Annotated in this window: 18 protein-coding genes; 11 read left to right on the forward strand and 7 right to left on the reverse strand. The window is 68.0% G+C overall.

The genetic code is table 11. The features are described from left to right. Positions 1-691, forward strand: a 691-nt coding sequence (locus tag LW840_RS14110; RefSeq protein WP_291277212.1) for a TCP-1/cpn60 chaperonin family protein, incomplete at its 5' end; no start/stop codon positions are given. 203 nt (positions 692-894) lie between these two features. Here the strand turns inward: LW840_RS14110 and LW840_RS14115 are convergent. Genes LW840_RS14115 through LW840_RS14135 form a run of 5 tightly spaced genes read right to left on the reverse strand, consistent with a single transcriptional unit; the run spans position 895 to position 4,802 of the window. Continuing rightward, positions 895-1,713 (reverse strand): MBL fold metallo-hydrolase, encoded by an 819-nt coding sequence (locus LW840_RS14115; protein WP_291277223.1) that lies wholly within the window; start codon positions 1,711-1,713, stop codon positions 895-897. 25 nt (positions 1,714-1,738) lie between these two features. Continuing rightward, positions 1,739-2,953, reverse strand: a complete 1,215-nt coding sequence (locus tag LW840_RS14120) for a putative sugar nucleotidyl transferase (protein ID WP_291277213.1) — start codon at positions 2,951-2,953, stop codon at positions 1,739-1,741. Then, complete coding sequence (locus LW840_RS14125) at positions 2,950-4,029, reverse strand: mannose-1-phosphate guanylyltransferase (RefSeq protein ID WP_291268059.1); 1,080 nt, start codon at positions 4,027-4,029, stop codon at positions 2,950-2,952. Before LW840_RS14125 ends, LW840_RS14120 begins: the two co-directional genes overlap by 4 nt. Then, entirely contained in the window at positions 4,010-4,444 is a 435-nt protein-coding gene (locus LW840_RS14130) for a response regulator transcription factor (protein ID WP_291262997.1), read from the reverse strand. The genes LW840_RS14125 and LW840_RS14130 overlap by 20 nt, the downstream gene beginning before the upstream one ends. A 4-nt stretch (positions 4,445-4,448) precedes the next feature. After that, a complete protein-coding gene (locus LW840_RS14135) occupies positions 4,449-4,802 on the reverse strand; it encodes a roadblock/LC7 domain-containing protein (RefSeq protein ID WP_291262998.1) in 354 nt (117 codons plus the stop codon). A 139-nt stretch (positions 4,803-4,941) separates the two neighbouring features. Here LW840_RS14135 and LW840_RS14140 point away from each other — a divergent pair, with 139 nt between their 5' ends. From LW840_RS14140 to gatB, 7 genes are read left to right on the forward strand one after another with little or no spacing between them, the layout of a single operon-like run. Continuing rightward, complete coding sequence (locus LW840_RS14140) at positions 4,942-5,568, forward strand: hypothetical protein (protein ID WP_291262999.1); 627 nt, start codon at positions 4,942-4,944, stop codon at positions 5,566-5,568. 13 nt (positions 5,569-5,581) lie between these two features. Next, the gene (gene serS / locus LW840_RS14145) at positions 5,582-6,859 is read left to right on the forward strand and encodes a serine--tRNA ligase (protein ID WP_291277214.1); all 1,278 of its coding nucleotides are present in this window, start codon (positions 5,582-5,584) and stop codon (positions 6,857-6,859) included. A 41-nt stretch (positions 6,860-6,900) separates the two neighbouring features. Further along, a complete protein-coding gene (locus LW840_RS14150; protein WP_291263001.1) occupies positions 6,901-8,055 on the forward strand; it encodes a HAMP domain-containing sensor histidine kinase in 1,155 nt (384 codons plus the stop codon). Beyond that, the gene (locus LW840_RS14155; RefSeq protein WP_291277215.1) at positions 8,052-10,493 is read left to right on the forward strand and encodes a UvrD-helicase domain-containing protein; all 2,442 of its coding nucleotides are present in this window, start codon (positions 8,052-8,054) and stop codon (positions 10,491-10,493) included. Before LW840_RS14150 ends, LW840_RS14155 begins: the two co-directional genes overlap by 4 nt. After that, a complete protein-coding gene (gene gatC / locus LW840_RS14160) occupies positions 10,493-10,810 on the forward strand; it encodes an Asp-tRNA(Asn)/Glu-tRNA(Gln) amidotransferase subunit GatC (protein WP_291263003.1) in 318 nt (105 codons plus the stop codon). The genes LW840_RS14155 and gatC overlap by 1 nt, the downstream gene beginning before the upstream one ends. Then, positions 10,807-12,210 carry an Asp-tRNA(Asn)/Glu-tRNA(Gln) amidotransferase subunit GatA gene (gene gatA, locus LW840_RS14165; RefSeq protein ID WP_291277216.1) on the forward strand — a complete coding sequence of 468 codons (1,404 nt, stop codon included), beginning with the start codon at positions 10,807-10,809 and terminating at the stop codon, positions 12,208-12,210. Before gatC ends, gatA begins: the two co-directional genes overlap by 4 nt. Beyond that, positions 12,207-13,673 carry an Asp-tRNA(Asn)/Glu-tRNA(Gln) amidotransferase subunit GatB gene (gene gatB, locus LW840_RS14170; protein WP_291277217.1) on the forward strand — a complete coding sequence of 489 codons (1,467 nt, stop codon included), beginning with the start codon at positions 12,207-12,209 and terminating at the stop codon, positions 13,671-13,673. Before gatA ends, gatB begins: the two co-directional genes overlap by 4 nt. On the opposite strand, the gene LW840_RS14175 is transcribed toward gatB, so the two are convergent. Then, positions 13,642-14,589, reverse strand: coding sequence for a zinc dependent phospholipase C family protein (locus LW840_RS14175; protein WP_291263006.1), 948 nt, complete (start codon positions 14,587-14,589; stop codon positions 13,642-13,644). The two genes, gatB and LW840_RS14175, sit on opposite strands and share 32 nt — an antisense overlap. Next, positions 14,586-15,161 carry a hypothetical protein gene (locus LW840_RS14180; protein ID WP_291263007.1) on the reverse strand — a complete coding sequence of 192 codons (576 nt, stop codon included), beginning with the start codon at positions 15,159-15,161 and terminating at the stop codon, positions 14,586-14,588. Before LW840_RS14180 ends, LW840_RS14175 begins: the two co-directional genes overlap by 4 nt. Positions 15,162-15,260: 99 nt before the next feature. Between LW840_RS14180 and murA the strand changes: the two genes are divergently transcribed. From murA to rimP, 3 genes are all read left to right on the forward strand, one after another. Next, entirely contained in the window at positions 15,261-16,556 is a 1,296-nt protein-coding gene (murA, locus tag LW840_RS14185; protein WP_291263008.1) for a UDP-N-acetylglucosamine 1-carboxyvinyltransferase, read from the forward strand. A gap of 16 nt (positions 16,557-16,572) precedes the next feature. Beyond that, entirely contained in the window at positions 16,573-17,280 is a 708-nt protein-coding gene (locus tag LW840_RS14190) for a polyphenol oxidase family protein (RefSeq protein ID WP_291277218.1), read from the forward strand. Between the two features lie 242 nt (positions 17,281-17,522). Beyond that, entirely contained in the window at positions 17,523-17,990 is a 468-nt protein-coding gene (gene rimP / locus LW840_RS14195) for a ribosome maturation factor RimP (protein WP_291263010.1), read from the forward strand. Positions 17,991-17,998 lie beyond the last annotated feature (8 nt).

Raw genomic sequence — 17,998 nt, forward strand, 5'->3', positions numbered from 1 at the left:
CACCGACCTCGGCTCGGCCAAGCGCATCGTGATCGACAAGGACAACACCACGATCATCGACGGCGCTGGCGACCAGAAGGACATCGAAGGCCGCGTGAAGGAAATCCGCGCTGCCATCGACAAGAGCACCTCGGACTACGACCGGGAGAAGCTGCAGGAGCGTCTCGCGAAGCTCGCCGGTGGCGTCGCCGTCATCAACGTCGGCGCGGCGACCGAAGCCGAAATGAAGGAGAAGAAGGCCCGCGTCGAAGACGCGCTGCACGCGACGCGTGCCGCCGTCGAGGAGGGCATCGTCCCGGGCGGTGGCGTGGCGCTGGTGCGCGCGCAGCACGTCCTCAAGGACGTGAAGGTCGCCGAGCGCGACGAGCAGATCGGTGTCGACATCATCCGTCGCGCCATCGAGGAGCCGCTCCGCATGATCGTGCAGAACGCCGGCGGGGAAGGCTCGATCGTGATCGAGAAGATCCGCACGGCCAAGGAGACGAGCTTCGGCTACAACGCCCTCACGGACGTGTACGAGGATCTGGTCCAGGCTGGCGTCATCGACCCCACCAAGGTCACCCGGACGGCGCTCCAGAACGCGGCGTCGATCGCCGGTCTGCTCCTCACGACCGAAGCGCTCATCGTCGAGAAGAAGGAAGACAAGCCGGCCGCGCCGGCCGGCGGCCCGGGCATGGGCGGCATGTACTGAGCCTCGCGCTCAGGACACGCGTCCACGCACGATGCACGACGGGCACCTCACACGAGGTGCCCGTTCGTGTGTGTGCCGCGTGCGGCGACGCATGGACCGGACACGGTGAATGCCATGGGCAAGCCGCAGTGCACCCCTGCACGATCTTCCCCCAGCCTCACGCCCGCCGGCTGCGCCGTGAACTACGGTCTTGGCGACAACGGCTAGAGGCCCAGCGCCAACTGCGTCGCCACCAGCCGCCCGACGCCACCGTCGGCGCGCACCGGCGTCAGGGGCACACGCTGCGGCGCGGTCGACACCCCGTCGCGCTTCCAGCCGGCGCCGCGGAGCGCCGCGTGTGCGCTCGCCAACGCGAGGGCGGGAGTGTTGTTCGTTTCGCTGAGATGGGCCAGCACCACGTGGCGCAACCCGCGGTGCGCACAGGCGGCGGCCAGCGTCGACGCCTGTCGGTTCGAAAGATGTCCGCGCCCGCCGCCAATGCGCGCCTTGAGCGGCTGCGGATAGGGACCATTCGCCAGCAGGTCCGGGTCATGGTTCGACTCCACCACCAGCAGATCCAGGCGGTCGAGAAACGCCGGCAGCGTCTCGGGGACGTGACCGGCATCGAGCACGATGCCCAATCGCGCGCCGCTCGCGCGATCGGTCAGCACCAATGCGCGGCAATCGCTGGCATCGTGCGGCAGCGGTGCGTGTTCGATGGTGAATCCGCACAACACCTGATCACCGCTCGGGGCAAAGGGCTGGACGTCGGAGGGAGCTCCACTGGCCACGAGCGACAGGGCCGCGAGGGTGGGAGCCGATGCGTGCACGCGCCACGACCACCGGTCGCAGGCCGCCGCCGCCCCGCACGCGTGATCCACATGCTCATGCGTGAGCAGGACTGCCCCCACGTCGCCGGGACGCCGCTGCACCGCCTCGAAGCGCTTGGCCAGGGTACGCACGCCGAAACCGGCGTCCACCAGCACGGTGCCATCGCTGCCATCCACCAGGATCGCGTTGCCTCGGCTCCCGGAGCCGAGCATGGTCACGGCAATCACGTGTGGCCCGTCACCCGCGCGGCCAGCGGGTATCGGCGCTCGCGACGGCATGCACACGGCGCCACCAGCCGCGGGCCGAGGCGGACATGACGACGTGCCGGCGCGCCATCATGCGCTCCGCGGTGTTGACGAACTGCTCCTCGGCGAAGCGGCCGTACGGCGGCGCACCACCCCACGAAAATGGAGCCACCGCCTTGGGCGGCATCGCATCGAACACGTTGGCTCCGGCGCCAACGACACACCCGGTCGTGAGCCGCAGGCCAATGCCGGTCTTGGCATGATCGCCGAACAGCGTGCCGAGAAACTGCAACTTGGTGTCCTGCACACCATCCGGAGTCCACAGCGACACCGTGCCGTACGTGTTCTTGAGGTTGCTCGTCGTGGTGCCGGCGCCCAGGTTGACCCACCGTCCCAGTACCGAATGGCCCACGAACCCGTCGTGTCCCTTGTTGCTGTGCCCGACCAGAATGGACGCCGACAGCTCGCCGTGCACCCGGCAGACGTCACCGATGGCGCACCCCGCCACGCGGCCGCCCAGTACCGACGCCTCACGCCCCACGTAGCAGGGGCCGGCGACGCGCGAAAAGGCCTGCACGACCGCCCCCCGACGAAGCAGGACCGGGCCAAGGGTGGTGTCGAACACCACCTGTGGTTCGATGGTCGCATCGGCTTCCACGAAGACGCCGTGGCTCCCCAGAATCGTCGCGATACCGTCTGCCAGGGGAACGGCCTCGGTCCGTTGCGTCACCGCCGGGATGTCCGCCTGCAACACGGTCTGGAGATGCGCGACCAGGTCCCACACGTTTTCGAGCCACACGCCCGGGATGTTCGCCATCGAACCGGTACTCGGCAGGACATCCTCGAGCGCGAACATCACGTCCTGCAGCTGCTCGCGCGAAACGGCCGCGGCAAGCTTGACGGCCGCCACCTGGTGATCGATCGCCAGCACCGTGGCCGTGCTGCGCACGGTGTCCAGCAAGGGGACGGCGCGGGTGTTCACCAGCCAGGTACCGGCGGGGACATCCCCCACATGAGCAGGGGGCGCATCGAACTCGGCAAACCCTTCGAGATGCGGTGACGACACGAATCCGCGCGGCGCCGCGTGCAGCACTTCCTGCCATCGTTCGCGCTGGAGCAGCGCCCCCATGCGCATTTCCGCCAGCGGGAGCGTGGTGGCAAAGGGCTCAAACCGACGCGCTCGGGCGTCATCGTAGAAAATGATCATCGATCGCGAAGGTCTGGGGGAAGCGTGTCCAGCAGGGTCTTGAGGTCGGCGGCACGCTCACGGGTTGTGACCATGACCAGCCCCGCACGCGCCACCACCACGAGGTCGTGTACGCCGTAGAGAACCACCTGTGTACCGTCGGCATGGACGACGTTGCCGGTGGACTGGCAGGCATGGCTCGGACCAAGCATGGCATTGTCCTGCCCGTCATGCGCGCGCACCCGATGCAACGCGGCCCAGGTGCCGACATCGTCCCAGCCGAACTGCCCGGGGAGCACCAGAACACGGGGGGAACGCTCGAGCACACCCACATCGATGGCAATCGAGTGCACGGCCGCGAAGAACCGTTCGAGATCGTCACCTGACGCCGCCAGCGCCGGCTGGACTTCCGGCGTGTGTTCGCGGATTTCATCGAGCAGGTCGCCCACACACCAGGCGAAAATGCCGGAGTTCCAGAGGTACCCCTCGGCGACCATCCGCGACGCCGTCGCGGTGTCGGGTTTCTCCGCGAAGCGCGCCACCCGCCGGACATCATCGCGGACTACCTCCCCAGGTTGGATGTAGCCGAAGCCAGGGTCGGGTCGTGACGGCACGATCCCCACCGTCACCAGAGCACGGCTCGTCAGCGCCACTTGCGCGGCACGGTCCAGCGTGTGGCGGAACGCCTCCACATCGCCAATGGCCCAGTCCGCATGGGTGCACACCATGACCGCCTCATCGCCATCGCGAGCGGCGATGAGCTTGGCTGCCCACGCCAGCGCGGCGCAGGTGCCCGCCGGGCGGGGTTCGGCGATCACGTTGTCGGCCGGCAGTGTCGGATCCAGCGCCAGCACGGCGTCGCGCAACGAGGCGTTGGTCAGCACGAGCGTGCGCTCGGGCGGCGCCGAGGGGCGCAGCCGGTCGAGGGTGTCGCACAGCATGGGCGCATCCGTGACCAGCGGCAGCAACTGCTTCGGGCGCGTTGGCGTCGACAACGGCCAGAAGCGCGAGCCAATGCCACCGGCCAGCACCACATTCCAGCGGATCATGCGGTCGTCGAGCGGGGGGAAGGACGGGTCACTGCGAACTCGAGTCATCGGTGGACGCGCGCGGCCCCCGCATATGGTGACGCACGCGGGCAAGCAACCGGCGGGGGCTGAAGGGCTTCGACATGACCTCGGCGACGCCGAGCGCCTCGGCTTCCTGCCAGTGCGCCTCCTGACCAGCGGCCGTCAAGACGATGCAGGGCAGGTCACTCCAGCGAATGTCGTCGCGAAGGACCCGCAAGATATCGATCCCCGACATGCCGGGCAGCATGAGATCCAGCACGATCAGCCCAACGTCCGGTTCACGGTGCAGCTGATCCAGCGCCTCGACCCCGCTTTCGGCGAGCAGGACCCGAACGCCGTCCTGCTCGAGGCGCGTGCGGATAATGCGGCCAATATGCGGTTCGTCGTCGACGACCAGAATCGGCAGCGCCGGCGTCGGGCTGTCGGTTACCGCCTCGGTCACTGGCTCAGACCAGCGCCGAGATCTGGGAGCGGTGACGTCGCAGTTCGTACAGCAGGGCGCCGAGATTGGCCGTGGGCTGCAGCAGGATCAGGAGAAAGGCGTCATGCGACAGCGCCGTGACGACCGCATGGCCCTCGGCGTATTCCAGCACCATGATGCCGAAATCGCCGCGTTGCGCCGCCAGGCCCAGATCGGCGGCGGCCAGCGCCATCGGGGGCACGAACGCCGCGAGCCCGTCGGGGTCGAGAGGCGACGCGCTGTTCCCGTCAATGAGCAGGCCGTCGCGACCGAGAACGATGGCCGCGTCCACGCCGTCGCGGCGCCGCAGCGCGCTGACCAGATCTCGAATGGTGGGCATGGCGGAACGCTGTCCCGGCCGGCGTGCGAAGTCAAGCGATCATTGCGTGGCCGAACCGCTTGCCCGTGCACGAGTTGGGCGGTAACCTCCGAGGCGGAACGTTCGCCGGCCTGACGGCCGGATCACCTCGGAAATCGCCATGCGCTTCACCCTGAACGACCGTCGGAACGGCGCGCCTCGCCTGGCTCGGCGCGCCCTGTCATTTTGTGCCCTCGCCCTGATGGCAGGGATGGGGGCCGCATGCAGCGACAACAACCCGTTCCTGTCGCCGCCCACGAGTGAAAACACCGTGCGCACCTTCAGCGTGTGGGCGTTGTCCGGAACCAATGCGGCCCTCCCAGCCAGTGTGCTCTTCAGCAACCTCTCCGTCGAACGCCCGCAGTTGCTCAGCAACGGCACGGTGAACTTCGAGGTCGCCTTCGACATCACCGCCGACGGCAAAGTCCGCTTCCTGCCGGCGCGGGCGCTCGTCCCCCAGGCGCCGGCTGGGGCGCCCAGCATCGGGCTCGCGCGCAGCACGTCGGCATTCGATGCCATCACGCGGGCACCCGATCGTGGCTACACCGACGATTCCACCCTGGTGGTGGCGGTGAACGAGGTGGTGCTGATCAGGCTCACCAGTTCGCGGTGTATCCTCCAGGATCCGTTCTACGGCAAGGTCGCCGTAGACAGCGTCATCCTCGCCGAACGGCGCCTCGTGCTGCGGACGCTCGTGAACCGCAATTGCGGGTATCGTGCGCTCACGCCGGGCCTCCCCTCGACCTGAACCTGCTACTGGCATGCACGATATTCGGCTGCTGCGCGATCAACTCGACCATCTGCGTGAAGGCATGCGGCGCCGCGGCAAGCTCGCCGAACTGCAGCCGCTGCTCGATCGGGCCGAGGCGCTTGAACGTGAGCGTCGGGCGGCCATCACCGAGGTGGAGGCGCAGCAGGCGCGTCGCAACAAGGTCACCCAGGAAGTGGCCGCCCGCCGCAAGGCGGGAGAGGACGCGACCGCCCTGATCGCCGAGGGACGCGCCATCGGTGATGCCATCGGTGCGCTCGAGGCGCGGCGCAACGAGGCGGACGCGGCCGTGCAGGCCATGCTGTACGAACTGCCCAACATTCCGCTCGCCGACGTGCCCGAGGGCGACGAGTCGGCGAACACCGTCGTCTCGTCCTGGGGCGCGCCGCGAGACGATGGCGCGACGCTCACGCCGCACTGGGACAAGGGCGCCGAACTCGGGGTGCTCGACCTTGCTCGCGGGGCGAAGATCAGCGGCTCGGGGTTCATCGTCTACCGGGGCGCCGGCGCGCGGCTTGTGCGCTCGCTCATGAACCTGATGCTCGACATCCACACCACCGAACACGGGTACGAGGAAACGTGGGTGCCGTTCGTGGTGAATCGGGCCTCGATGACCGGCACGGGCAACTTCCCGAAGTTCGAGGAGGATGCGTACGCCGTCACCGCGGACGAGCTCTTCCTGATTCCCACCGCCGAAGTGCCCGTTACCAATCTCTATCGGGATGAGATCCTCGAGCTGAGCGACCTGCCGAAGACCTTCTGTGCGTACAGCGCCTGCTTTCGCCGCGAGGCCGGCGCCGCTGGCAAGGATACGCGCGGGCTGCTCCGGGTCCACCAGTTCGACAAGGTGGAGCTGGTGCGGTACGCCACGCCGGAGACATCACGCCAGGAGCTCGAGCTCCTGACCAGTCAGGCGGAAACCATCCTCCAGCGCCTCGAACTGCCGTATCGTCGGGTGCTGCTGGCGGCAGGCGACACCGGGTTCTCGAGCGCAATGACCTATGATCTCGAGGTGTTCGCTCCCGCGGTGGGCAAGTGGCTCGAGGTGTCGAGTTGCAGCGTGTTCGCCGACTTTCAGGCCCGACGCGCCAACATCCGCTATCGCCCCGCGCCCGGGGAGAAGCCGCGCTTCGTCCACACGCTCAACGGGTCGGCGCTCGCGTTTTCGCGTATCATTGCCTGCCTGCTCGAACACCATCAGCAGGCCGACGGCTCCGTGCGCATTCCGGAGGCCCTGCAGCCGTGGCTGGGCCGGGCTGTCCTGCGCTGAGCCTGCCAAGGCGCCCACGGTTCTCTCTCGCCCCCTCCCACATGCGCCGTCGTCGCTGGCCCCTCGTTGCGATGGTGCTCGGGGTGATCGCCCTGCTGGTCTGGTACGTGGCCTACACGCAGCATGTGGTCACCCAGCTTCGGGCGGCCGGTGCTGGCCAGGGGCGCATGTACGCGCGCATTTACGAAGCGCTGCAGGACACCAGCGTCAACGCCGATCCCACCATCGCCCTGCTCGATCTCTCCCGGCAGATCAGGGAGTCGGGGCTGCCGCTGGTCCTCACCGACAACGATGGCCGCGTGTCGGCCACCGCCAATCTCCCCGACGGCATGGATCCGTCCGATACGGTGCGCTTCCGCCGGTATGTCGCCGAGCTGGACCGGCAGAATCCGCCCATCGTGGAACCGGCGGTGGGCGCCGTGCATCTGGGCGACAGCGCCATCGTGAACGGATTGCGCTTCATTCCCCTGCTGCAGGCTCTGGGGATCACGCTGCTCGTGGGGCTGGGGGTGTACGCGCTTGTCGAACGCGGGCGGGCCGAGCGGGAAAAGGTCTGGGCCGGCATGGCCCGCGAGGCCGCCCACCAGCTGGGCACGCCCCTCTCCGCGCTCACCGGGTGGATCGAACTGCTGGCCGATACCGTCACCGGAGGGACGGGCGCGCGCGCCGTCGAGGCCATGGCGCAGGACGTGCAACGGCTCGAACGCGTCTCGCATCGCTTCGAGCGCATCGGCCGGCCGCCGCGCGACGAAACGCTCGACGCAACGGCACTCGTGCGGCGGTTGGCGGAGTATTTCGCGGCGCGCGCGCCCACGCTCGCGCGCACGGTGACCATTCGCAGCGACGACCCCGGTGGACCGGTCATGGTGCGTGGCGATGTCGTGCTGCTGGAGTGGGTGCTGGAAGTGCTCATCAAGAACGCCATGGATGCCCTCGGTGGCCGCAACGGCGAGGTCGTCGTGTCGGTCACCCCGATCCCGGAGGGAGGCGCTCGCATCCGGGTACAGGACGACGGGCCGGGAGTCCCGCGCGCACTGCGGAAGCGCATCTTCGACGCCGGGTTCACCACCAAGGATCGCGGCTGGGGCATCGGCCTGTCGTTGGCGCGTCGCATTGTGGAGGAAAATCATCACGGGCGATTGGTCCTCGCCGAAACCGACCGGGGAGCCGCGTTCGACGTTATCTTGAACGGATGACAACGACGGGTTGGACCGGTTCCCTTTTCGACGCGGTGCCTTCAGCGCCTGGCGTCGACCTCGATGCCCTCACGCGCGGGCTCAATCCCGGCCAGCGTGACGCCGTCTTTCATGACGACGGCCCCGCGCTCGTCCTGGCGGGTGCCGGCTCGGGCAAGACACGGGTGCTCACTACCCGCATCGCACGCCTCATCGGCACGCGCCACGTGGCCCCGCACGAGATTCTCGCGGTCACCTTCACCAACAAGGCCGCTGGCGAGATGCGGGAGCGCATCGCCAAGTTCCTCGGGCACGAACCCAAGGGCATGTGGTGTGGCACCTTCCATGCGCTGGGCGCGCGTCTGCTGCGCGGCGTCGCCCCCCTCGTCGGTCGCGAGCAGAACTTCACGATCTACGACGAGGACGACACCATCGGCGCGGTGAAGCGCGTCATGGAACGGCGCAAGCTCAGCCCCACCCAGTTCGCGCCAAAGGCCATCCTCGGCGCCATCTCCAGCGCCAAGAACGCGCTCGTATCGCCCGGGGAATACGCACGCACCGCACGCGACACCTTCACCACCGCGGTGGCCGGTGTCTATACCGATCTCGAAGCGGCGCTGCAGCAGGCAAATGCGGTCACGTTCGACGATCTCCTCGTGCTTCCGGTGCGTGCCCTCGAGATGGACGAGGCGTTGCGGGCGCACTACCAGCGACGGTTCCGCTACCTGCTGGTGGACGAATATCAGGATACGAACGCGGCGCAGTATCGGTTCGTGCAGCTGGTGGGCGGCCTGCACCGCAACGTCATGGTGGTCGGTGACGACGACCAGTCCATCTACGGGTGGCGCGGCGCGGACATCCGCAACATCCTCGACTTCGAGCGCGATTTTCCGGGCGCCCACGTGGTGCGCCTCGAGGAGAACTACCGCTCCACGCCCAACGTCCTCGCACTCGCGAATGCGGTGATCGCGGAGAACACGGAGCGCCGCGGCAAGACGCTGCGCGCGACGCGTCCGGCCGGTGAACCGGTGACCCTCATCGAGTGTCTCGACGAACGCGACGAAGCGGATTTCATCGCCGACACGATTCTCACGCGGCTGGCGGCCTCCGATCTGTCGCGCCGGGACTGCGCCGTGCTCTACCGCACGAATGCGCAGTCACGCGCCGTCGAAGACGCCTTCCGGCGGCGGAACATTCCCTATCGGCTCGTGGGCGCCGTGCGCTTCTACGACCGGCGGGAAATCCGCGACCTCATGGCCTATCTCAAGCTCATTGCCAACCCCGCCGACAATGAGGCCTTCCTCCGGGCGGCGAACGTGCCCAAGCGCGGCCTGGGTGATGCCAGCATGGCGCTGCTCGCCGAGCGGGCGGCGCTCGACGGCAAGCCGTTGCTGGAGATCGCCACCCACCCCGATGTCGTGGCGTCGCTGCGCCCGGCCGCACGCGCGGCGATCGCCGACTTCGTGGGCGTGGTGCAGCGTCTGCGCGTCGCCGCCGTGGAGGCGGCCGTTGATGAACTCCTGCGGGATCTCGTACAGGCCATCCGCTACGCCGAACACCTGCGGGCCGAGGGACCCGAAGGGCTCGAACGCATCGACAACGTGCGCGAACTCATCGCCGGTGCGGCTGAGGTGGTGGCCGATGAGGGTGGCGAAGTGGGCCTCACGCCGCTCGATCACTTCCTCCAGTCGTCGACACTGGTGGCCGGCGTCGATAAGCTCGATCCCCACGCCGACGCCGTGGTGTGCATGACCATGCACAATGCCAAGGGATTGGAGTTCCCTCTGGTGTTCGTGTGCGGCCTCGAAGACGGACTCTTCCCGCTCGCGCGCGCTGCCGAGGACCCGTCGTCGCTCGAGGAAGAGCGCCGGCTGTTCTACGTGGGAATCACCCGGGCCGAGGAGAAGCTCTACCTCACGTGCGCCGAGCAGCGCCGGCGCAACGGGGAACTCATGATTTCCATGCCCTCACGCTTCCTCAAGGCCGTCACGCCGTCCTTGGCGGAGCGTGGCAAGACGGGGCGCGCCAAGGCCGAAGGGCGTGCCGGCGCGGCTGGACTCGGCGGGGGCTACGGCAGCCGTCGGGATGGCGACCAGAGCTGGGGGCGCAGTGGGTCGGCCAGTGGGTTCGCTGCCGGCGCCCCTCGCCGGGCCAGCGGCCCGTACGGCTCCAACGCCTATGGCGATCGCGCGCCCAACGTCCCCTTTGCCACGCGACCGGCCGGTGGCTTCAGCACCCCCAACCGGCGTGATGTCCCGCAACCCGAGGACGAATCGCAGGATGCGCCGGCGTATCGGCCGGGCGAACGGGTGAAGCATGCGCGCTTCGGCAGTGGCACCATTGCGGAAATCACGGGCAGCGGGCGCGACACCAAGGTGCGCATCGATTTCGATGACGAAGAAATCGGGCGCAAGACGCTCGTGCTCGCCCAGGCCAGGCTCGAAAAGGAGTGGGACTGATGTCGGTCACGTCGGACGATGTACGCCATGTGGCCCGGTTGGCCCGCGTTGGACTCGAGGCCGAACGGGTACCAGCGCTGGTGGCTGAATTGAACGGCATTCTCGCGCACATGGATGTGCTGCAGCAGGTGGATGTAAGCGGTGTCCTCCACTCTCCGGACACCCCGGGGGCACCACTGCGTGACGATACGCTGCCGCCCGACCCGCTCACTCGTCCGCGCGAGGCCTTCGCGCCGTCGGCGCGTGACGGATTCTTCCTGGTGCCCCGGTTGGCCTCCCACGGCGCACTCGGTGCCAGTGCCGAGGAGGCGTCGTGAGCGACCACCCCGCACTCGGCACGCTGCGTGCACACCGCGTGGCGGATGCGTGGGCCGCATTCGATGCGGTGTGTGCCGGCGCCGACGGGCTCAATGCCTTTCTCGCCGTGGATCGCGAGGCCACGGGCCTCGACGTCGGACCACTCGCCGGGGTGCCGGTCGCCATCAAGGACAATCTGGCCACGCACGAACTGCCCACGACGTGCGGCTCACGTGTCCTCGAGGGGTACATGAGCCCCTTCGAAGCCACCGCCGTTCGCAGGCTGCGCGACGCGGGCGCGGCCATCCTTGGCAAGACCAACATGGACGAATTCGCGATGGGTTCGTCGAACGAGAACAGCGCCTTTGGGCCGGTGCGGAATCCGCTCGACCGCACCCGGGTACCCGGGGGAAGCTCCGGCGGGTCGGCCGCCGCCGTGGCCGCCGGGGTGGTTCGCCTCGCCCTTGGCTCGGAAACCGGCGGCTCCGTTCGGCAGCCTGCCGCGTTCTGCGGCATTGTGGGCGTCAAGCCGACGTACGGGCGCGTCAGTCGGTATGGGCTCGTGGCCTACGCCTCGTCGCTGGATCATGTCGGGGTCTTTGGTCGCACCGTGGGTGACGCTGCGGCCGGACTGCAGATCATCGCCGGCCACGACCGCTTCGATGCCACCAGCGCGCCGCACGCGGTGCCCGAGTTCCTGCCACCAACCGTCGACGGCGCGTCCGCCGACCCCCGGCCACTCGCGGGGCTCGTGATCGGGCGACCGGTCGAGTACTTCCCGGCGTCCCTCGATGCACGCATCGCGGCGCACTGTCGGCACGCACTGACCGTGCTGGAGAGTCTGGGAGCCGAAATCCGTGACGTGTCGCTCCCCAGTACCGATCTCGCGATTCCGGTGTACTACATCATCGCGCCCGCCGAAGCGTCGAGCAATCTCGCCCGCTACGACGGGGTGCGGTATGGCCGACGCGCCATGGCAGACGACCTCGGCGCCATGTACGAACGCACCCGATCCGAGGGATTCGGCGCCGAAGTGACGCGCCGCATCCTGCTCGGCACGTATGTGCTCAGCGCCGGCTACTACGACGCCTACTATCGGCGGGCACAGGCGGTCCGCGAACTCATCCGCCAGGAGTTCTCACAGGTGTTCGCGTCCGGCGTGCACCTGCTGTTCACTCCCACGGCGCCGACCCCGGCGTTCCGCATTGGGGAGGTGTCCGATCCGTACGAGATGTACCTGAGCGACATCTTCACGGTGACGGCCAATCTGGTGGGCATTCCCGCCATGTCGCAGCCCATTGGCCGGGTGGATGGACTCCCCATTGGCGGACAGTTCATGGCACCGCACTTCACGGAGCCCACCATGCTCCGGGCAGCGGCGGCGCTCGAACGGGCGCTCGGAGCGGAGGCACACCAGTGACCGGGGCGCGCGACATGTCGGGAGGAGGCAGCGAGTGGGAACTCGTCATTGGCCTCGAGGTGCACTGCCAGCTCAAGACGCAGAGCAAGATCTTCTGCGGCTGCCGCACGTCGTTCGGAGACGCGCCGAACAGCAACACCTGTCCGGTCTGCCTCGGGCTTCCCGGTGCACTCCCTGTGCTCAACGCCCACGCGGTGGCCCTCGCCACCCGGGCCTCGCTGGCCCTGGGCTGCACCGTGCACGAGGAGTCGGTGTTCGCGCGCAAGAATTATTTCTACCCGGACCTGCCCAAAGGCTACCAGATCTCGCAGTTCGATCGCCCGCTGGCCACCAACGGCGCAATCGTCGTGGGCGCCAACGCCGATGCGACGCCGCGTGTCATTCGGGTGCACCGCGTGCACATGGAGGAAGACGCTGGCAAGTCGGTCCACGATCGCTTTGCCGATGCCACGGCCATCGACCTCAACCGGGCCGGTACGCCGCTGGTCGAAATCGTCTCCGAGCCGGACATCCGTTCCGCGGCCGACGCCGCGGCCTACGCCAAACGGCTCAAGCAGATCCTCGAGTATGCCCAGGTGTCCGATGCCAACATGGAAGAGGGGTCGCTCCGCGTCGATGTGAACATCTCGGTCCGGCGAATCGGTGACACGGCGCTGGGCACCAAGACCGAGATCAAGAACCTCAATTCGTTTTCGGCTATCGAACGCGCGGCTGAGATCGAGTTCGCGCGGCAGCGTACGGTGTTGGCCGCCGGGGGGCGCATCGAGCAGCAGACCATGCTCTACGATGACAAGCGCAACGAGGTGCGCCCCTCGCGCAGCAAGGAGGGAAGCCACGACTACCGGTACTTCCCCGAGCCGGACCTGCCGCCGCTGCAGCTCGCACCCGCCTATATCGCCGACCAGCAAGCCGCACTGCCGGAGTTGCCGCCGGCGCGCCGTGCGCGCTTCGCCGCGCAGTATGCGCTGGCCGATGCCGAGATCGAGCAGCTGCTCGCCACACGGGAGCTGGCCGATCGCTTCGAGGACGTTGCGGCAGCGGCCGGTGACGCCAAACGGGCCGCCAATTGGATGCTTGGACAGGTGCTCGCCTCGGTCAACGCCTCCGGAACACCGCTCGCTCACCATCCCGTGTCGCCAGAGCGGCTGGGAGCCCTCATCGCGCTCGAAGTGTCGGGGCAACTCTCCAATACGGCGGCGCGTCAGCTCTTCACCATCCTCGAACAGGACGGGGGATCGCCGCTCGATGTGGCCCGCGCGGCCGGCTTGCTCCAGGTGCGTGACGACGAGGCCCTGGTGAGATGGATCGACGAGGTCTTCGCCGAACATGCCGCAGAGGCGGCGCGCTTCACGAGTGGCGAGAAGAAGCTGCAGGGAGTGCTGGTGGGCCTCGTGATGAAGAAGTCGAACGGGTCGGCCGATCCCCGCAAGGTCAACCAGCTGCTGGCCGCTCGCGGGGGCTGAACAGCGGGGCTGGAAGATCGAGGGCGTGGCGCAACGGGGTGACCGGCATGCCGAACATGCGGTCGGCCTCGAGCGCCGCGCGCATATCGCCGCCCTCCCGTCGCGCCTGCCGCCGTACCCGCTTGGCTTCGCGGAGCGGTTTGTCACCCGATGGATCGAAGGCGAACGGCTCACTGCGGTCCCAATGATTCAGCAGGTCCACGATGTAATCGAAGGCGCGGGCCAGATAGCGGCCGACGTCGGCGTCGGCCAGATCCCAGCGACTGTTCTCGGACACGAGCTGAAAGATCCGCTGCCACGATTCGGTATCGGTTACGTACACCATGCCGCGGAAGATCCGGCGATTGGTGGGCGTACCAAACAGTGTGGGGCTGAGGATGCGATCGAGGTGCTGGTCGGCCGGTGAATGATCGAGCCGCAGCAGCTCTCGGGCCCGGCGGGGCCAGAGTTCGCCAAGGTGGGTATCGATGCGGCTTTCCCAGTAGCTGTGCCCCAGGGCGCTCGTACTCGAAGTCACCGCCAGCTGGCGTGGCACGAAGAAGTTGTGTGCCACCACGTCAGCGGCCAGGTGCGCCAGATAGCCGAGCGCGAAGGCGCGCAGGGCCGGAGGGTCCGCTTCTTCGTGGATCTCCATGCCCACATGCCACGAGTGGCAATGCCGGCCAACCTCGGCGTACTTCTTGGCGATGCTTGTATCGGCCGCAATCGACCCGTACAGAAAGTCCGCCGGGTACGCGGCAAGCAGGGCACCGATGTGAGGCGGGACCAACGAGAGATGACGAAGCAGCGCGTCGCCGAGAAAGACGTGCGTGCCCGGCGTCCACGCCCAGGCCTCGGTCGGTGTCGCGGCCAGGACGAGCAGCGCCAGCAGCAGGCACGCCGCCCACGGCACTCTGGCGCGTGGGCGCTCGCTCACCCCTCGTTGTCCCGATCCGTCGTGGGCGGACGCCGTCGCGTGCGCCCCTTGCCCGGGAAGCGCGACGCCAGCGCGTGGGCGCCCAGGCGCACGCCACGGACGGCGGCGATGGCCGTAATCGCGGTTTCCTCGAGCTCGTCCTGTACCACGTCGAGCACGGCATTCACTTCATCGACCCGGCGCGCGGTCACCTCGGCGGCATCGAGGATGGTGTCCCCAATGGCGGCGGCCGCATCGGTTACCACGGCCACATCCCGCTTCACCGTTGCCACCGTGTCGCGTGCATCGCGGACGATGGCGCTCGCGTCCGCCAGCATCGGGCGGGTGTCGGCAGCCAGCCGGTCCAGCGTGCCATTGAGCTTCAGCACCCCATCGCGGACGGCACGGAGCAGCAGGATCAGGGCGACAAGGGCCCCCACGGCCAGCAGCAGCACCAGAATCTGCAGGAGGCCGCTGGTCCATTCCAGGACACCGCGATCCGGAATGGTGCGGGTCACGATCGTATCGGGCAGGCTGCTCACCTGCAGGAGGGACCAGGTCACGAGCCGAGGCAAAGCGAGTGCGAAGGCCATGCTTCTGATCTAAAGGCTGCCAAGGCTCGTGTCCATGGCGGCGCGTGACTAACCTTGAAAGGTCCGGTTCCCCGAACTCCCGCGTCCCGCTCCCGACTCATGTCTGCGGTCCAATACATCGTTGAAGGTGGTCAGCGCCTCCAGGGGGCGATTCGTCCCGCAGGCAACAAGAATGCCGCGCTCCCGATCGTGGCCGCCGCACTCATTACCGACCAGCCGGTGCAGTTGCACAACGTGCCGCGCATCCGCGACATCGAAACGCTGGTGGAGCTCATTCGTACCACTGGTGCCACCTGCGAATGGACCGGCGAGAACTCCCTGCGCATCCATGCCCACACGGTGCGCGCGGCCGATCTCGACCCCGCCATGTGCGCCCGCATTCGGGCGTCCATCCTGCTCGCGGCGCCGCTGCTGGCGCGCTGTGGCACCGTCACGCTGTCGCCACCGGGGGGCGACGTCATCGGCCGCCGGCGTCTCGACACGCACTTCCATGTGCTGCAGGCGCTGGGGGCCACGTATGAGCTCGGTGCGCGCTTCCGCTTCGACACCGCCGGGCTGATCGGCGCCGATGTCTTTCTCGATGAGCCCAGCGTCACGGCCACGGAAAACGCACTGGTGGCGGCCGTGGCGGCCCGGGGGCGCACGACGTTGCGCAATGCCGCGAGTGAGCCGCACGTGCAGGATCTGGCGCGCTTTCTCGTGGCGCTGGGCGCGCGCATCGAGGGGATCGGGTCGAACGTGTATACCATCGAGGGCGGGTTGCCGCTGGGCGGCGCGACGCACGAGATCGGCCCGGATCATATCGAAGTGGGGTCGTTCATCGGTCTCGCGGCGGTCACGCGCTCCGCGCTGCGCATCGAGCGGGCAGGGGTGGAGCATCTGCGCAGCACCTTGCTGGGATTCGAGAAACTCGGCATCCGCTGCGAGGTGGAGGGCGACGATCTCCTCGTCCCGGCGGAACAGTCGCGACGCATGCAGACGGATCTTGGCGGGCATGTGGCCAAGCTCGAGGACCAGCCGTGGCCGGCGTTTCCGGCGGACACCATGTCCATCGCCATCGTTGCCGCCACCCAGTGCGAAGGCATGATCCTCTTTCACGAGAAGATGTTCGAATCACGTCTCTACTTCACCGACAAGCTGGTGGGCATGGGCGCGCGCATCGTGCTGTGCGATCCGCACCGCGCCATCGTGTCGGGGCCCACGCAGCTGCGCGGGGGGACCGTGGAATCGCCCGACATCCGCGCGGGCATGGCGATGCTGCTGGCCGCGCTCTGTGCCGATGGGACGAGCATCATCAACAACGCACAGCAGATCGAGCGGGGGTATGAGCGCATCGAGTCGCGGCTCGGCGCCTTGGGGGCCCGCATCAAGCGGGTCGAGTTGAGCGCCCACTGACGTCGGCCGGCCGCGCATGACGCCGCGCACGCTCCATCTTGCCGAGCCAGTCGACGGTTTGCCCACCGGTATCCGCGGCTGGACCACGACCAAGGCCAACGGGTCGTTCGGCCTGGGGAACGGCGAACCGGTCGGTGCCGTCATGGGGCGGTGGGGGGCGTTGTTGGCGGACCTCGGCGACCTCGGGATAGAGCGGCTTGCGACCGCACACCAGGTGCACGGCGCCGAGGTGATGACGCATGGGGCTGGGTGGCGCGGGTGGCTTCGGGGGATGGACGCCGACGGCCACGTGACCGTTGCTCACGGCACCGCGCTCGCGGTCACGGTGGCCGACTGCACACCGGTCTTGCTCTGGCATCCGGGTGGCGCGATTGCTGCCCTGCATGCCGGATGGCGCGGGACCGCCGCCAGCATTCTCGACCGTGGGTTCGACGCGCTCGCGGCGCTCGGTTTCCCTGAAGAGGAATGCGGGGTCTGGCTCGGTCCGTCCATCTGTGGCCGGTGCTATGAGGTGGGGCCCGAGGTTCTGCAGGCTGTGCATGGCGGGGCGCATCACGGCAAGGGGTTGCTCGATGTCCGAGCGGTCCTCGCCAAACAGGCGGCCCGACGCCATGTCGCCACAGTCCGTACGGCCGCAGGGTGTTCGCGTTGTCACCAGGACCGCTACTTCTCGCACCGCGGCGGCGATGCGGGTCGCATGCTGGGCATCATTGCTCTGTCCTGACGGGATGGGTGCGCGGGGCGCGTCGTCCGGAGCGTCCGAAAAGGGGACAGGGCACGCCTGTCATCTTGACCCGGCCACACCCGGTCCCTAGCTTGCGAATCTGAGACGGAACCTCTTCGTGATATCGCTCGCTCACCGCGGGCGGAAGAAGTGTGGGGATGGCCCCCACACTTTTTTGTTCTCTGGGGGTTCCGCACGTTCATGGTGCAGGAAGCGGTCCGCGGTCGGCCGGAGGTCAGCAGGTGAGCGAGTCCATCGAACCCATTGTCGCGCAAGAACTTGACACGTTGGGCTTCGACCTGGTCGAGCTACGGCGGGGTGGGTCCAGGGCCCGTCCTGTGCTGGAAATCCGAATTGATCGGCGAGACGGGGAAAAGATTACGATCGACGATTGTGCGCGGGCGTCCCGAGCTCTCGAAGCCCGACTGGAGGCCGACGCGCTGGTTGCCGAGCAGTATGTGTTGGAGGTGTCGTCACCCGGAGCGGATCGTCCGCTCCGGAACGCCGCGGAATGGCGCCGGTTTATCGGGCGTCGGGCCACGGTGACGAGCCCTTTGCTGGCAGGTGGAAAACAGGAAGTCGAGATCCTCGCGCTCGATGGCGAGGCAGGCGCTGAAGTCGCGGTGGTGCGGGATCCGAAGGGGCGGGAGGTGCACGTGCCGCTTCGTGAGATCACGCAGGCGCGATTGGCGTTTCACTGGAAACGATAGGGGAGACG

The sequence above is a fragment of the Gemmatimonas sp. genome, from assembly GCF_021298855.1.
Lineage (GTDB): Bacteria > Gemmatimonadota > Gemmatimonadetes > Gemmatimonadales > Gemmatimonadaceae > Gemmatimonas.